The sequence below is a fragment of the Gaetbulibacter sp. NE genome (assembly GCF_025548475.1).
Taxonomy (GTDB): Bacteria; Bacteroidota; Bacteroidia; order Flavobacteriales; family Flavobacteriaceae; genus Gaetbulibacter_B; species Gaetbulibacter_B jejuensis.
Genome location: NZ_JAOQHY010000002.1, coordinates 18,682 through 35,673 on the forward strand (window position 1 = coordinate 18,682; position 16,992 = coordinate 35,673).

Annotated in this window: 13 protein-coding genes and 1 tRNA gene; 8 read left to right on the forward strand and 6 right to left on the reverse strand. The window is 32.0% G+C overall.

Translation table 11 applies throughout. The annotated features are described in order from the left end of the window. A complete protein-coding gene (locus tag OD803_RS04755; protein ID WP_262732542.1) occupies positions 1 to 1,203 on the reverse strand; it encodes an OprO/OprP family phosphate-selective porin in 1,203 nt (400 codons plus the stop codon). A 69-nt stretch (positions 1,204 to 1,272) separates the two neighbouring features. Between OD803_RS04755 and prmA the strand changes: the two genes are divergently transcribed. After that, entirely contained in the window at positions 1,273 to 2,109 is an 837-nt protein-coding gene (gene prmA, locus OD803_RS04760) for a 50S ribosomal protein L11 methyltransferase (protein WP_262732543.1), read from the forward strand. A gap of 18 nt (positions 2,110 to 2,127) precedes the next feature. After that, positions 2,128 to 2,403: an ATP-dependent Clp protease adaptor ClpS gene (locus OD803_RS04765; RefSeq protein WP_131507951.1), complete on the forward strand. Its 276-nt coding sequence runs from the start codon at positions 2,128 to 2,130 to the stop codon at positions 2,401 to 2,403. On the opposite strand, the gene OD803_RS04770 is transcribed toward OD803_RS04765, so the two are convergent. The 3 genes from OD803_RS04770 to OD803_RS04780 form a co-directional block, all read right to left on the reverse strand. Continuing rightward, positions 2,400 to 2,813 carry a YeeE/YedE family protein gene (locus tag OD803_RS04770; protein WP_262732544.1) on the reverse strand — a complete coding sequence of 138 codons (414 nt, stop codon included), beginning with the start codon at positions 2,811 to 2,813 and terminating at the stop codon, positions 2,400 to 2,402. The two genes, OD803_RS04765 and OD803_RS04770, sit on opposite strands and share 4 nt — an antisense overlap. Before the next feature lies 1 nt (position 2,814). After that, positions 2,815 to 3,375: a YeeE/YedE family protein gene (locus OD803_RS04775; RefSeq protein ID WP_262732716.1), complete on the reverse strand. Its 561-nt coding sequence runs from the start codon at positions 3,373 to 3,375 to the stop codon at positions 2,815 to 2,817. A gap of 61 nt (positions 3,376 to 3,436) precedes the next feature. Beyond that, positions 3,437 to 4,072, reverse strand: a complete 636-nt coding sequence (locus tag OD803_RS04780; RefSeq protein WP_262732545.1) for a Crp/Fnr family transcriptional regulator — start codon at positions 4,070 to 4,072, stop codon at positions 3,437 to 3,439. A gap of 85 nt (positions 4,073 to 4,157) precedes the next feature. Here OD803_RS04780 and OD803_RS04785 point away from each other — a divergent pair. Next, positions 4,158 to 4,231, forward strand: a tRNA-Arg gene (locus OD803_RS04785). 138 nt (positions 4,232 to 4,369) lie between these two features. On the opposite strand, the gene OD803_RS04790 is transcribed toward OD803_RS04785, so the two are convergent. Next, positions 4,370 to 4,774, reverse strand: coding sequence for a MerC domain-containing protein (locus OD803_RS04790; protein ID WP_262732546.1), 405 nt, complete (start codon positions 4,772 to 4,774; stop codon positions 4,370 to 4,372). A gap of 82 nt (positions 4,775 to 4,856) precedes the next feature. Between OD803_RS04790 and OD803_RS04795 the strand changes: the two genes are divergently transcribed. After that, positions 4,857 to 5,237 carry a Fur family transcriptional regulator gene (locus OD803_RS04795; RefSeq protein WP_262732547.1) on the forward strand — a complete coding sequence of 127 codons (381 nt, stop codon included), beginning with the start codon at positions 4,857 to 4,859 and terminating at the stop codon, positions 5,235 to 5,237. 72 nt (positions 5,238 to 5,309) lie between these two features. Here the strand turns inward: OD803_RS04795 and OD803_RS04800 are convergent, their stop codons facing one another. Next, positions 5,310 to 7,451 (reverse strand): S46 family peptidase, encoded by a 2,142-nt coding sequence (locus OD803_RS04800; RefSeq protein ID WP_262732548.1) that lies wholly within the window; start codon positions 7,449 to 7,451, stop codon positions 5,310 to 5,312. A 501-nt stretch (positions 7,452 to 7,952) separates the two neighbouring features. Between OD803_RS04800 and OD803_RS04805 the strand changes: the two genes are divergently transcribed. The 4 genes from OD803_RS04805 (at position 7,953) to OD803_RS04820 (ending at position 16,890) form a co-directional block, all read left to right on the forward strand. After that, entirely contained in the window at positions 7,953 to 8,858 is a 906-nt protein-coding gene (locus OD803_RS04805; protein WP_418744781.1) for an NAD(P)/FAD-dependent oxidoreductase, read from the forward strand. Between the two features lie 453 nt (positions 8,859 to 9,311). Further along, positions 9,312 to 12,116: a helix-turn-helix and ligand-binding sensor domain-containing protein gene (locus OD803_RS04810; RefSeq protein ID WP_262732550.1), complete on the forward strand. Its 2,805-nt coding sequence runs from the start codon at positions 9,312 to 9,314 to the stop codon at positions 12,114 to 12,116. A 241-nt stretch (positions 12,117 to 12,357) separates the two neighbouring features. Next, on the forward strand, positions 12,358 to 15,468 hold the full coding sequence (locus tag OD803_RS04815; protein WP_262732551.1) for a SusC/RagA family TonB-linked outer membrane protein: 3,111 nt from the start codon (positions 12,358 to 12,360) through the stop codon (positions 15,466 to 15,468). A gap of 12 nt (positions 15,469 to 15,480) precedes the next feature. Continuing rightward, a complete protein-coding gene (locus tag OD803_RS04820; protein WP_262732552.1) occupies positions 15,481 to 16,890 on the forward strand; it encodes a RagB/SusD family nutrient uptake outer membrane protein in 1,410 nt (469 codons plus the stop codon). Positions 16,891 to 16,992 lie beyond the last annotated feature (102 nt).

The window sequence follows — 16,992 nt, forward strand, 5'->3', positions numbered from 1 at the left end:
TTATATACCTATTTCAACCTGAAAGCGCACATACCAATTATTAGCACTGCTAGAATCGAAATAGCTTAAATCGCTATTGGTAACTTCGGCTTGCAGTTTTAAAGCGTGTTCCCAAATGTATTTAGTTACACCCAAACTGTATTGATTGGTTTGTGGAGTTAAGGCTTCAATATCTTCATGAGGTTTTTGATACGAATATCTACCTATAAGTTCGTAGTTGTTTTCAAAAACATAACTCAATTGCGCATCAAATCCATGGCCAACAAAAACGTATCTAGTGTCAGTATTGTCTTCAGGGTTTACCGTTATAGGGTTGTTAGTTGTTCTATTCATATAAGCAGTTTGAAACGCCCAACCATTATACTTTAAAATCGCGTCTAAAAGAAAAGATTGCATATCGCGCTGCTCAAATAAATCGTCACCTAGAGTGCCTCTGGTTCGTCTTGCTTTTTCATTATAATGATACACACCAGATAACATTAGTTTAGGCGTAGTTTCTCGCTTGATATCACCTTCAAAAAGAGTTCCATTGTTTTTAAATGCACCAAAAGGAAACAATTCTAATCGACCTGTAAATGCTAATCCATTGTCAGGGTCTTTGGTCCAGTTTCTACCTTCACCTGTACTAATCGCAGTTTTAACATTGTAAGAAAACTGATTTTGTAATTCGTTTAAATAATACACTTGCAAACCAAAATCTCTATCAATATTAAAACGAGCGTTGTTGATAGAACGATCTGTAAGTTGTAAAGCTCCCGAAGAGTTAATACGTTGTCTGTTACCAGGTAATTTTGTTTGACCAAAACCAATGTTCCAGTGATTATCTGGTCTATAAAACACAATAGCATCTCTTATAATGTTGAGGTTTTCACCATCTTCAATAGCTCCAACATCGTTTGGAGAAAACGATAACTGAATCACATAAATTATTTTTGGGTCACCAACATAACCGTCAAAACGTAAACGTAAACGTCTTATCATGGCTTCATAAGCAGGATCTTCGTCTTCGTTGTTTAAATACGTTAAACGATTTTGCATTCTAAATCTAATATTCAACTTAAAAATACTATCAGGAGAGGTAATACCTAGTCCTTTTCCGTAGCTATAATAAGGAAGTGCAGAAAGTTTAATATCGTTATTGTCTTGAGCATTTGTTATTGTACAAAAGCAAAAAAAACATAAAGCAATAATGAGTTTGTTCATTTTAAAATCAATTTAGCTACAAAAGTAAGAGTAACTAAATTAAGGATTAGTAAATTTGCAAAAAAAAAGATGTCAAATACAATATACATAGGCTATTACTTTAAAGTACAACCGTTGCAACCAGCTGTTGAAATTTTGATTGCTGAATTAGGTTATGCTGGTTTTGAAAGTTTTGTTGAAACAGAAGAAGGTGTTACAGCGTACATTCAAAAAGAGGAGTGGAGTGAAACTATTCTTGACGATATACAAATCTTAAACTCTAATGAGTTTGAAATTTCTTTTTCGTTTGAAGACATTGAGCAAACCAATTGGAATGAAGAATGGGAAAAAAACTTCACACCAATAGTTGTAGATGAGAAATGTTCGGTACGTGCGCCTTTTCATGACAAACCTAATACGGAGTACGATATAATTATTGAACCAAAAATGAGTTTTGGTACAGGTCATCATGAAACCACACATATGATGATACAGTATATTCTTAATAATGATTTTAAAGATAAATCGGTTTTAGATATGGGTTGTGGAACAGGAGTTTTAGCGATTTTAGCTGAAATGAAAGGCGCAAAACCAATTGATGCCATAGACTATGATAACTGGTGTTATTTAAATAGTTTGGAAAATGTAGAACGTAATAATTGTGAGCATATTACAGTTTTAGAAGGAGATGCAAGCTTATTGGTAGATAAACATTATGATGTTATTATAGCTAATATAAATCGAAATATCCTTTTAAACGATTTAGACAAATATGTAGCATGTTTGAACAAAAATGGTATGTTGCTCTTAAGTGGTTTTTATAAAGATGACATACCAGTTTTAGAGGCTGAATGTAATAAGCATATGTTAAAACTCGTTGAAACTTTGGAGAAAAACCATTGGGTTGCTCTAAAATTTTTAAATTAGTCTAAAAAAAGAAGAAGAATGGGAACTATAGAAAAAACATCAGAAGAAGTTCTTTTTAAAGAAGACACCCTAAGACAAAACGAAATTGTGCTTTACAATGACGATGTCAATACTTTTGACCATGTTATTGAAACTTTAATTTTTGCTTGTGACCATACTCCAGAACAAGCAGAGCAATGCTCTATTATAGTGCATTACAAAGGGAAATGTACTGTAAAAACTGGTGATTACGACGATTTAAAACCACGCTGTTCTAAACTCTTGGAAGCAGGTTTAAGTGCTGAAATTGTTTAGTGAGGCAATTTGTCTTTTAAAACACCGTAAATGTAAGTTCCAAATATAGCAGCAGCTATAACTATAAGCATACTAAAAACACCAGTACCAACTAAAATATACATTGGTCCAGGGCACGCTCCAGAAAGTGCCCAACCTAGTCCAAATATTGATCCACCTACAATGTAACGTGTTAATCCCATATCCTTTTTAGGGACATTAACATGAGTGCCTTCAATATTTTTTAGTTTTAAAATCTTAGCTATTTGTAATAATAAAATACCAGTTACTACAGCGCTTCCTATAATTCCGTACATGTGAAACGATTCAAATTTGAACATTTCATAAATGCGATACCATGATACAGCTTCAGACTTTACTAAAACAATTCCGAAGAAGATACCTACTAATAAAAATTTTAAATACTTCATACTAACCAAAAATTAAAGGAAACAATAAGTGAATCATTACTAAGCCACCAATAAAAAAGCCTATAACTGCAATAAGAGAAGGTAATTGTAAGCTACTTATACCTGTTATGGCATGACCAGAGGTACAACCTCCAGCATAGCGAGTACCAAAACCAACTAAAAAACCACCAAAAATTAAAATGGCTAAATTTTTAATGGTGAAAATAGAGTCTAAACTATAGAGTTCTGGTGGTAACAGTGATTTACCAACGTTATTAAACCCTAAAGCATTAAGGCTTTCAATAGTTTTTGGGTTTAGGTCAATATTAGTAGGTTCTGACAAATAAAATTGAGCGATAAAACCACCAATGACAGCACCTAATACTACAATAAGATTCCATTTGTAGTCTCTCCAGTTTATATTAAAAAAAGACACTTTTTTTCCTGCACCACCAATGGCACAAAATGTTCTTAAGTTTGACGACATCCCAAATGTTTTTCCAAAGTAAATAAGTGTAAACATTACTAATGCTATCAAAGGACCAGTAACATACCAAGGCCAAGGTTGTAAAATATAGTCTATCATAAATTTATTTTTTGCAAAGTTACTTTTAAGTCAATTATCGTTGTGTGATAAATGTTACTTAAAAGTCTAAAACTTCTATTTTATTTCTACTGAGTTTTATTTTGTTATCATTTTCTAGTTGTTTCAATAGTCTAGAAATTACAACTCTAGAGGTGTGAAGGTCTTCTGCAATATTTTGATGGGTTTTGCTAATTGTTGTAGATGCATTTAGTTTTACTTGGTCAATTAAGTATTTAAATAAACGCTCATCCATTTTCATAAAAGCAAGGGTATCGATAGTTTCCAGCATTTCATTAAAGCGTATTTGATAGCTTTGAAGAATAAAGTTTCTCCAGCTAGTATTATTATTAAACCATTCACTCATTTTTTCATTAGGAATCATTATAACTGTAGAGGTTTTGTCAGCAACAGCTCGTATTTTACTTTTTGATTTAGCCATACAACAGGTAAGAGACATTGCACAGGTATCTCCAGTTTCGAGAACGTATAATAAAAGTTCGTTACCATTGTTGTCCTCTCTAAATACTTTAATGTTGCCTTCAAGCAATAGAGGAACGTGTGTGAGTTCTTGATCAATATCCATAATAATGTCATTAGCTTCAAACGTTTTTAATACACCATTCTTGGTTATGCTATTTACCAATTGTTCGTCAAAATTGTAATGAAAAGGCGCTAAAATTTCTTTTTGTATCATACATCAAAAATAAGGAAATACATTTTTGAAATAATTGTTTGGAAGTTTTTTAATAAAAGTATTATATTTGCACCCACTTTAAAACGGCCTCGTGGCGCAACTGAATAGCGCATCTGATTACGGCTCAGAAGGTTACAGGTTTGAATCCTGTCGAGGTCACTAGATAAAATCCTAATTCATTTGAAAATAATGAGTTAGGATTTTTTGTTTTTACTTTATTAATTTTATTTGTTTGTTAATTAGTACAGCAAATTTATCTTACAGTTTTTACATAAGATAAGATTATCTACTTAAGATTTATATACTGTTTGTACAGCATTTATCGGTTTTACACAGGCAGTATTTTAAATTATAAATATGTAACACTGCTAAAGAAACAGAAGAGATATGCATTAAGCTTTCAGGTAATGAAATCCACAATAGTCTTTCATTTATTATTAAAAAAAATAAACAAGACCAATTAATCCATAACAAAGGCTTCATGAAAGGCTTTGATGTGTTTTGAGTAGAACGTTTTACTGCTATTAATGAAATAGCAAGAAAGACAAAATCTAAACTTTTCCACCAAAAAGGACTTGAAGCACAACCTCCAACAGCACAAGAGTGTACTATGAAGAGCAAAGGTGTGGCAATACAATGGAGTAAACATAGCGTACTTGCAAGCGCTCCAACTGTATCTGGTTTTTGTAAAATAATTTTCACTTAATATAATTATTAATGCAACTAGGTTGCAAATGTAATTTTATTATTTGGTTTTACAACATAGTTGTGATAACTTTGAGTTATGGCAATAATAAGAAAGACCAAATCAGTAGAAGCGCTTTTAACCTTATTTAATAAAGCTGAGAATGCAATGTCAGTTGTAGAGTTGGTAAAACAACTAGAAAAAGAAATGAATAAAACAACTGTTTATCGTATTTTGGACCGTTTAGAAGAGAGTGGGCATTTACACTCATTTATAGGTAAAGATGGATTAACGTGGTATGCCAAATGTAAAGATTGTGATGAAGCTCATCACCATGATGCGCATCCTCATTTTCAATGTTTAAATTGTGGTAAAGTAGAATGCTTGTCAGTTGATGTTTCTATTCCAAAAATACCTAATCGAGAAGTAGTTGTCTCTCATGTTTTAATTCAAGGAAAATGTGAGTCTTGTGTTAAATAATATAATATTTATAAAAATAAAAAGCAGCTATTTTATAGCTGCTTTTTTTATATTATCAATGAGTGTTTACTTTTATTCAACAATACTTAACTCATCAACAATGTGACTTGATTTTGCGTATTTGTCTATTAACCATAGTACAAATCTTATATCAACATTAATAGTTCTTTGTAGGTTTGAGTCAAAAATAACATCTCCAGCCATAGCTTCAATGTTTCCGTCAAAGGCTAAACCAATTAATTCTCCTTTTCCATTTAGTACTGGAGAACCAGAGTTTCCTCCTGTAATATCATTATCTGATAAGAAGTTTACAGGCAATTCACCTTTACTGTTTGCGTATCTTCCGTAGTCTTTTTTATTGTAAATATCTAGTATGCCTTGAGGTAAATCAAACTCATCATCATTAGGCTTATATTTATTGATTAAGCCTTTAAAAGTTGTGTAGTTATTTACAGCAGCATCGTTTCTTGGATCTTTAGGTAAAGCTCTTACTTTACCATAAGTTAGACGTAATGTAGAGTTAGCATCTGGATATTTTATATTACTTAATTCAGATTTTCTTAACCCATCAACCAACAATCTAAAAGATTTTTGGTAGTCTTCTAGTGGTTGTTTTATATGTTCAGGTTGTTCTCTGTATTTTTCTAATAAACCTGATGAAAGTTTATAAAGAGGATCGTTAGCTAGTAAATTAGCATCAGGATATTTTAAAAACGCTTCTGCGCGTTCTTTTGATGAAAATAAACTTAACTTAAAGATTGTGTCAATAAACGAATTAAAATCATTGCTTTCAGAAACATTCAATACTACTTCTGGTAAGTCGTAATTAGATTTAGAAGTATAAAGTTCTAATTGAGCTGCTAACATTTCTTTTTCTAAAGGAAGGTGAAAATCTTTATAAGAATTCTCAATGAATTTAGTTAATTCAGGTAATAATTCTTTACGCTTTGCTTCATTAGCTTCAATATAAGCTTCAAACCCTTTTCCTATACGATAAGGTAACATTGAAAACGTACTAGAACGTAACATTATTCTAAGGTAATTGTCATGTTTAGCTTTTTCGTTTGTTAAGTTGTAGTAGTTGTTTATGTTACTAATTACATCTCCATAGGTTTCTTTATTAGGTTTTTTGTTAGCCCATTTATCAAACTTTTTCTCTACCTTTCGTTTAGTTTCAGCAGTTTTATGAGCTGTTAAGGCATCAATCATCCCTTGTCTATTTTTCCAATAGTTTGCTATGCCTGCATATTTAGAGGCGTACATTAAATTTATGGACTCATCTTTATCCATATATTTTTTCATAACGTCCATACTAAGCTTTGAACCTTCAACCCAAGCAGGATAAGCATAATTAACATTTTGCTCAATACCTTCTGCAGGCATCCAACGGTTAGTTCTTCCTGGATAACCTAAAATCATTGCAAAATCATTTTCTTCAACACCTGAAATATTTACAGGTAAGTGATATTTTGATTTTAAAGGAACGTTACTAGTTGAATATTGAGCAGGATTACCATTAGCGTCAGCATATACTCTAAAAATAGAGAAATCTCCTGTATGACGAGGCCACTCCCAGTTATCAGTGTCTCCACCAAATTTTCCTATTTTGTCAGATGGTGTTCCTACTAGTCTTACGTCAGTATAATCTTCATAAACGAAGTAGTAATATTCGTTACCTTGAAAAAACGAACGAACAGAAACGGTGTATTTACCACCTTCGTTATTTTCTTGCTCAATTTTTGCAATTTCTTTGTTAATGGCAGCTTCACGCTCTTCTTCGGTCATTGAATCGTTAACTTGAGACAATATACGGTTTGAAACGTCATCCATTCTAACAAAAAACCTCACGTATAAGCGTTCAGGTTTTAATTCTTCTGAAAGTGATTTTGCCCAAAACCCATTTTTTAAGTGGTTTTGTTCTGCAGTTGATAATTCGGCAATTGCATTGTAACCACAGTGGTGGTTAGTTAAAACCAGTCCGTTTTCAGAAATAATACTTGCAGTACAACCACCATTAAATTGTACAATGGCATCTTTAAGGCTTTGGTTGTTGATGCTATAAATTTCTTCGGCAGTTAACTGAAGTCCCATTTTTTGCATATCGCGTTGATTTAGTCTGTCGATATGCATTAAAAACCACATGCCTTCATTTGCAAAAAATGAAGTAGGTAAAGAAATTAAAAATGCAATAAGAATTAATTTAGTTTTTTTCATTATGTAATTAAGTGTTAATGATTTGTGTTTGGGCTTCGTTATAGTTCTAGGAAAAGAACTAGTTTGTAGATAAGTCGCTGAGTTGAAGCTTACACATTTTTTAATTGATATTTATTTAATGCTACTTAGTAGCAAAATTAAGTATTTATTTATAAACGCAACCATGTTGCTTTAAAAAAATAGTGATTTTTTATTTTTCTTTTTGAGTTTTGCAATTCACCTTGAGTATATTAATTATTTAATGCAACTAAGTTGCGATAGGTAAAATTTAATCGTATTTTTGTTGTAAAGTTTTGTAACACAACTAAGCTTATTATGTTAAATTAATAACTATGAGTGTTACTGACTCTAATTATAGTTTTGCTTCATTTTACAATATGCATTGTAGGTGTGAGTTAAATGTAAATAATGACTAGAAGAGAAATAATTAAACTATTTGGAGTATCGGGTTTGGTGCTAGCGTTACCAAAACCTTTATCACTCTTTGCTAAATATAACAACATGGATAAAAATGAATTTGAAGTAATTATAATTGGTGGAAGCTATTCAGGGCTTTCGGCAGCAATGGCTTTAGGGCGTTCTTTAAGAAAAACCTTAATTATAGATTCTGGAAAACCTTGTAATAGGCAAACACCACACTCCCATAATTTCTTAACACAAGATGGTAGTACACCACAAGAGATTTCTACGATTGCTAAACAACAGGTTTTAAGCTATGACACTATAAGGTTTTATGAAGGATTGGCTATTAGTGGCAAGAAAATAGCTGAAGGTTATGAGGTTACTACTTCTAATCAAGATGTCTTTAGAGCAAAAAAACTTGTTTTTGCTTCAGGAATAAAAGACTTAATGCCTAATATAAAAGGGTTTTCAGAATGTTGGGGAATATCTGTAGTACATTGTCCTTATTGTCATGGGTACGAAATACGTAATAAAAAAACAGCAATTATAGCTAATGGTGAACGTGCTTTTCATATTGCTTCTTTGGTCAATAACTTAACAAAAGACATCACGATATTAACTTCTGGAAAAAAAGATTTTGATGACAATCAACTTCTTAAGCTCAAATCACATAATATAACAGTTATAGAAAATGAGGTTTTAGAGATTGAACACAAGGAAGGACAATTAGAGACTATCATTTTTAAAGATGGTAGTAAAGCACATTTTGAATGTGCTTATGCTTCTATTCCGTTTGAACAAAGCTCTAAAATACCCGAAGAATTAGGTTGTAAGCTAACTGAACATGGACATATTGAAGTGGATTTTATGCATAAAACAACCCAAGATGGAATTTTTGCTTGTGGTGATAATAGCTCAATGATGCGTTCTGTAGCTACAGCTGTTTATGGAGGAAATATTACTGGAGCAGTTATTAATAGTGAGCTTACAAAAGAAAATTTTTAGTATGGTGGAGGTGTTAATAACTAATGTGAGAACGGAAGCCTTCTCAAACAAAATTTTAAAAATATTAGTTGATAAATTTCCAAGCTTAAAGTTTAATTTTGATTTAGAAGATTTTAATGAGCCATATCCTTGTGGGCACTCCGTTTTAAGAGTAGAAGGTAACCTTATTAAGATTAACTCTATTATTAAAATAGTTAAAAGTTATAATATAGAATGTCAGTTACTGGAAGATAGAATTTGTAGTTAGTGATAATGAATTAATTATTGGAACTTTTTATGTTTCATATACGTTTTAATTTCATTTTCTGAGTTTAATTAGTTTTTCTTGTTTTGTAGAGAAGTTTATTTCTTTTATTCAAACCTAGCGAAGTAAATACAAAAACTTACTGTGCACTTTTTACAATTCATATAAATAGGTAAATTAGTACCTTGTAAAAGGATTTATCTGTTGCTATGAATTTTTCCCAAATAATAAAGTATGTACTGTTTCTAGTGCTTTGTTTTCAAGCACAACTAGTTTCTGCACAATATTCACCTTATTTTCAAAACTATTCCCTTTCAGAGTATAATGCTGGTAATCAAAACTGGGATGTTTCTAGGGCTAAAAATGGAAAGCTTTATGTAGCCAATAATGATGGTTTGTTAGAGTATGATGGACTTAAGTGGAATTTTTATGAGTTACCCAATAAAACCACTGTTAGATCTGTTTTGGCTCATAACGACATAATTTATACTGGTTCTTACGAAGAATTTGGATTTTGGAAAAAAAATGAAAAAGGAATTTTAGTGTATAAATCGCTTAGCCAAGATATACAAGATCAAATTTCTGCAAATGATGAGATTTGGCAAATTATTCCTTTTAAGAACCAAATCATTTTTCGAGCATTTTCTAGCATTTATAGTTTTAAACCCGAAGTAGGTATCGAAAAAATAAGACCTAAATCGGTAATTATGTCTTGTAGTATTGTTGATGATGAATTGTTAGTCTCTACACTTAATAATGGCATTTTTACCTTAGTAGATAATGAGTTAAAACAAATAATTAGTGACGAAAAATTAGTAAATACAAAAGTTATTTCTATTGATAAGTATAGAGAAGGGTTGTTGCTTACAACTTCATTAAAAGGCTGCTTCTTATATGATGGTAACGGATTAATTAAAACCAACTTTGAAGTGGATGACTACATTATTCAACACCAACTAAATGACTTTTCAATATTAGCAGATGGCAGAATGGTGTTTGGTACTATTAAAGACGGAATTTACTTAACTGATAGTAAAGGAAAAGTGCTTTTTCATTTAAGTAAAGAAAATGGACTTGTCAATAACACTGTTTTAAGGCATCATTTAGATGAGACTAATAAACTTTGGTTAGGTCTAGACAATGGTTTGGCGTCATTAGATTTAAGTAGTCATAATTATTTTTTTAATGATGTTTCAGGAAAGCTAGGAGCTGTTTATGACGTTATAGATTATAAAGGAGATATATACATAGGCAGTAACACAGGCTTATTTTATTTAGATAAAAAAAATAAACTTCAATTTATTGAAGGTTCTCAAGGACAAGTCTGGAATTTAAAAGAAATTAATGGAGAACTTTTTTGCGGTCATAACGATGGAACATTTTTAATTAAAGATAAAAAGCCTATACCTATAAGTAACTACACAGGAGGCTTAACAATAAAAAAAGTACCAGAACAGAAGAATGTTTACATTCAAGGGACTTATACTGGTTTAGTCACTTTTAAAAACGAAAATAATACCTGGAACTCACAGCGACTTGGAGGAGGAATTGCAATGCCAATTCGCTTTTTGGTTTTTGAAGACCAAAATACAGCTTGGGTTTCTCATGCTTATAAAGGACTTTATAAAGTGAAATTTAATGGTAATTATGATAAAATAACAAGTTTTAAAAGTTATGAAAATAAAGGTATTTGGTCGAGTTTTAATGTAAGAGTTTATAAAATTAAAAATGACATTTGTTTTAAAACTAATGACGGATGGCAAAAATATGAACCACTTTTAGATAGTATAGTTCCTCATAAATTACTAAATGAAAGTTTTGGAAAAGGAACACATATTATTTCTGAAGACAACGTAAAACGATTAGTCTTAAAAAATGAAAATGACGTTATAAGTTTTAAATCTCTGGCAATAGCAGAAGATGAGTTTTCATTGACTAGCAATTATTTTAAAAATAGGCTTATTGTGGGTTATGAAAATGTTTCAAAAATTAGTGACTCTACCTATGCTTTAAATTTAATTGATGGTTTTATGCTTATTGACGATAGGTTAAATGAAACTCTAAAAATGGAACAGCCACAGGTAGAAATGGTTGAAATTAATAAAGAACCTGTTGCTATTAATGAAGAAAAACCAATAGAACTTAAGTTTAATCAAAGTGTTGGTGTATCTATATCTTCAGCTAAATCTGATAACCATTTTTTTGAATATGCTTTTCTTGGGATTGACTCCTCTAAGTGGAATAGAATGGAAAATCATAAACTAGAATTATCCAACCTTAACCATGGAGAATATGATATAGCTATAAGAGCAAGTAATGGATTTGGCGAAACTTCGCCTGTTAAAGAATTAAAAATTAACATACTTCCGCCATGGTATAAAGATGATATAGGTTTTGCGTTATACACATTTTTAATTCTCTTAACCTTATTGGTAATTTTCATTTTACACAAACGAAAAATTATTAAAGAGCAAAAAATACTCGAATTAAAGTTTGAAAAGCAACAAGAGGAACTACTCAAAGAAAAAACCTTAGAAAACGAGAAACGTATAGTGCAGTTAAAAAATGAATCGCTTCAAAATGAAATAAAGCTAAAGAGTAAGCAATTAGCAAATACTGCTATGGCTTTAGTTAAAAAGAACGAAACCTTGCAAGAGATTAAGCAAGAATTAGTAGGTAACAAAACAAGTTTTGACAATTACTACTCATACAAAAAGCTATTGAAAAAAGTAGATGGTTCAATTGCACATAAAGATGAATGGAAAGTTTTTGAGTATAACTTTAATCAAGTTCACGAAGAATTCTTCAAAGGTTTAAAGGAAAACCACCCGCAATTAACACAAAAAGACTTAAAGATTTGTGCCTACATCAAAATGAATTTATCCACTAAAGAGATTGCGCCATTGATGAATATTTCGGTAAGAGGCGTAGAAACACATAGATACAGGTTAAAAAAGAAGCTTGATTTAGAAAATGACATTTCTTTGACTGATTATTTGCTAAATTTTAAATAATCACTACTTATTTTTATCTAAATCTTATTTTTTAATACGTCATTAATACGTCATTTATCGTTTTCGTTAGTCTTTTAGCGTACTTCTTTGTAAATTTAAAGTACGTCAAACGTTGATTTTAAGCGGAGTTTCACTTTTGTTAATTCAAATGGCGTAATTAAAATGTAAACAACACTATTTCGTCAAACGCTTAGATTATTAATTTAGAAGTCGAAAACTAACTCATTCTAATTATTAATTTATGAAAACTAAATTCAGTTTATTATTACTTTTATTTTTCTCTCTTGTCTCATGGAGTCAACAAATAGAAGTAAATGGTCAAGTGACCGCTGCAAGTGATGGATTACCATTGCCAGGTGTAAGTGTTATTGTCGATGGAACAAATCGAGGAGCATCCACCGATTTAGATGGTAGATATACCATAAGTGTAGCACTAGGTGAGGTGTTGCAATTTAGCTACATAGGCTTTAAAACACAAAAAATTACAGTTGGTAGTCAAACAACTTTAAATGTTGTTTTGGCCGATGATGTTGAAGCTTTAGAAGAAATTGTAGTTATTGGATATGGTACACAAACCAGAAAAGAAGTAACTGGTGCAATTGCAAGTGTATCTGGTGACGAATTATTAAAACAACCAGCTGCTAACGCCTTACAGTCAATACAAGGTAAAATGACTGGTGTTAATATTGTAAATACTAATGCTCCAGGTAGTCAACCTAATATTATTATTAGAGGTATTGGTACTGCAGCAGGAGGTGATGATCCTTTATATGTAGTAGATGGTGTACAAGTTAACAGTATTACCAATATAAACCCTGCTGATATTGAGTCTTTTGATGTACTTAAAGATGCTTCATCAGCAAGTATTTATGGTATGAATGCTGCTAATGGAGTTGTAATTATTACAACAAAAAAGGGTAAACAGGGTAAGATGAAAATTGAATTATCTTCTTTTTATGGAGCTAAGTCAATGCTAAACCCAGTTGAAATGGCTAACTCTAGTCAATATGTTAGATATTTTAATGAAAATCAAGTAGCTATTGGTGAAACAGCATTTTTATCACCAAACCAACCTCATGATACCGACTGGTATGATGAATTAACAGACATAGGGTTTAGTAACTCTAACAACATAGCTATCTCAGGAGCAAGTGACGATTTTAGCTATTTTTTTAGTTTCAACAATTATAATGAAGATGGTATTTTAGATAATGATGACTATAACCGTAATACTCTAAGAGCAAACAATAGCATTGAGTTATTTGATGATCGATTAAAAATATCTTCAAATATTAGTGCATCTTTTATCAGGTCTTTCCCAAAACCATTTGGAGCATTTAATGCAGCTTACAGACAAGCACCTGTAATTCCTGTGTATTATGAAACAGGACAATATGGTCAATCGTTTTGGAATCAATCAACTGGTATTGCAACTTACTTAGGAAACCCAGGAGAAATTATTGACAGATTAAACTCTACAGGTAACCCAATTATGGCTGTTGATTTTGCAAATGAAAAAAACAATACTACAGACTTACAAGGAAGTATTCAAGCAGATTTACAAATTACTGACTACTTAAAAGCTTCCGCTAGATATACTGCTACAAAATCGTTTAACAAGTCAAGAGCATTTAATGATACAAGAGGTCAATGGTTAGCAGGAGATCCTACTAGAACAGATGAGGAGTTTCAAACTAATCAAGATAACAACCCATCAGTAGTATCATGGGCAGACAATAGCTTGTTTTATCAAAACTCTGAAAGTTATAGATATAACGTAGAAGGATTTTTAACTTTCGATAAAACCTTTAATAGTGTACACAATGTAAATGCTGTTGTTGGTCTTTCAAGAGGACAAAGAAACGATGTGTACACAATGAATGCAACTGGTTACGGTGTGCCATTACAAGAAAACTATTGGAGCATAAACTTTGCGGACGATGGATATGAAAAAGTTGTAAACCAGTTTTATACTACACCAACAAGAGAGCAGTCTTATTTTGGTAGAGTAATGTATAATTATGATGAAAAATATTACATCCAAGCAAATGTAAGAAGAGATGGCTCTAGTAACTTTAGAAACGATAATAACGAAGAGTACTATGATAACTTCCCAGCAGTAAGTTTAGGCTGGGCATTATCAAACGAAGAGTTTTTTAATGTGCCATCAATCAATTACCTAAAATTAAAAGCAGGTTGGGGGCGTGTAGGTAACTCTAGAGTACCATTTAACCAAACAACAATAACAACTAGTGCAGGTAGTAACAGTGTTAACTATGTGTTTGGAGCAAATCAAGATTTGGCATTTGGAGCAGCATTTGGAGCTGAAACATTCCCAATTTCATGGGAGGTGACTGAGGAGTTAAATGCAGGTTTTAACCTAAGTGCATTAGATAACAGATTAGATTTTGAATTTAACTATTATGACAGAAATACTGAAAATGCAGTATTGTTAGTAACGCCAATATATACAACCGAAGGTTCTTTAAGCTCTTACGATCATGGAGCAGAAGTATCAAACAAGGGTATTGAGATTAATCTAGGTTGGAAAGATTACATTGGAGAAGATTTCTCGTATAACATTGGTGCAGTGTTCTCAACTAATAAAAACAGAGTTGAAAATGTAAAATCTGCTTATGATGGACAAGTTGGAGGAAGTTTAGGAAATGGACAAATAACTAAACGATTAGAAGAAGGACAACCATTATATGCATGGTGGATGTACGAAGTAGAAGGCGTTTGGCAAAACGAAGATGAAATAAATAACAATGCTAGTATATCAGGAGCTTTACCAGGTCACTTACGCTACAAAGATCAAAACGAAGATGGTGTTATTGATGATAAGGATAAAAAGTTTTTTGGAACATACTTACCAACGTTTTCTTACGGTCTTAACTTAGGATTCAATTATAAAAACTTTGATTTAATTGTTGAAGGTTATGGAGCTGGAGGAAATAAAGTTTACAATGGATTAAAAGGAACTAGAATTAATGGAGGAGAGAACATTACTGCAAATGTGTATAACACAAGATGGAATGGAGAAGGATCTACAAATACTAATCCAGGAGCAAACAGAGACTCTTACGCATCTAACTATTACCTAGAAGACGGAGACTTTTTCAGAATTAATAATATTACTGTAGGCTACACATTGAAAAATGTTTTAAGCGGAGTAAATTCTTTAAGAATATATGCAACAGCGCAAAACCCTTTTATGTTTACTGAATATACAGGATTCACTCCTGAAATAGTAGGAGGAGCAGGAGGTAGTGCAGCAAATACATCAGGTATAGAGCTGTCTGCTTATCCAAACCTTAAAACATTTTTATTTGGTGTTAACATTGAATTATAAAAAAAACGAATTATGAAACTAAAAGAAATAAAATTTGGAATACTACTATCCTCATTATTAATGATAGTGAGCTGTAGTGATGATTATTTAGATGTAGACAGTAGAGCTGAAATTGATGCAGCTGATATTGGTGAAGCTATACCACCAGAGCAAATGGTAAATGGTATATACGGAATGCTAACAGATTGGAATTACGCTTTCTCTTATTTAGGAATTACTGAAATTATTTCTGATAACGCTGATAAAGGTAGTTCTGCTTCTGATACAGGTACTGATAAACACCAGTTAGATGCATTAGAGCATACAACTACAGGACCTTCAATTAGATCTATGTGGGAACATTGGTATAAAAGTATTGGTAGAGCAAGTATTGCTATTAACTATACTGAAAACTTTGGATTAACTGATCAGTCGTATAGAGACAGACTAATTGGTGAGGCTAAATTTTTAAGAGCATTAAACTACTTTTGGTTAGTACGTTCTTTTGGAGATGTGCCTTTACAACATGTTGATTATGTTGTACGTCAACCTAAAAATGATGTATACGAGTTTATAGAGCAAGATTTATTAGACGCAATCGATATGCTACCTGAAAAGAGTGAGTACAGTGCTTCAGATTTAGGTAGAGCAACAAAAGGAGCAGCTCAAGGATTATTAGCTAAAGTATACATGTACCATGAAAAATGGCAAGAAGCTTATAATATGGCAACAATAGTTGCAACAGATCCACAATATAACCTTCATCCTAATTATGAAGAAATCTGGAGAGCTTCTCAAGAAAACGGAGTTGAATCACTTTTTGAAGTTCAAGCTAGAGGAGAGTCAATTGCTCATGGTGTACAACAATATTCTCAAACTCAAGGTGCTAGAGGTACTGGAGGTTGGGGCTGGGGCTTCAACACGCCTTCTCAAAATCTTTTAAATGCTTTTAATGCTGAAGGAGATGTAATTCGTAGAGATGCTACAATAATCTTTGCCGGAGAAACACTATGGGATGGAAGACAAGTTAGTGCTGCAGCTGAAAACCCAATGTATAATGAAAAAGCATACTCAAGCGCTAATGCTGGAGCTGGCGATGGAGACAAAAATGTTAGAATTCTTCGTTATGCTGATGTATTATTAATTCAAGCAGAAGCAGCTTTACATGTAGGGGAAGATGCAGCAACACCTCTAAACAGAGTTAGAAATAGAGTTAACCTTACTCCAATCAATTCTCCAACATTTAACGATGTATGGAAAGAAAGAAGATTAGAACTAGCTTTTGAACACGACCGTTGGTTTGACTTAGTAAGAACAGGTCAAGCGCAAAGCGCTATGGCTGCAGATGGTAAAACATTTGTTGTAGGAAAACATGAGTTATTCCCTATCCCAGACCTTCAGTTGATTCAAACACCTGAAATGACTCAAAATCCAGGTTGGTAATACAAATTTAAAAATGACCTAAAACACCTATGATTAATAGCGTGTAGAAATCTTTGAATTAGTCTTTATTGCTTTAGCTGCATTTAATAAATGTAGCTAAAG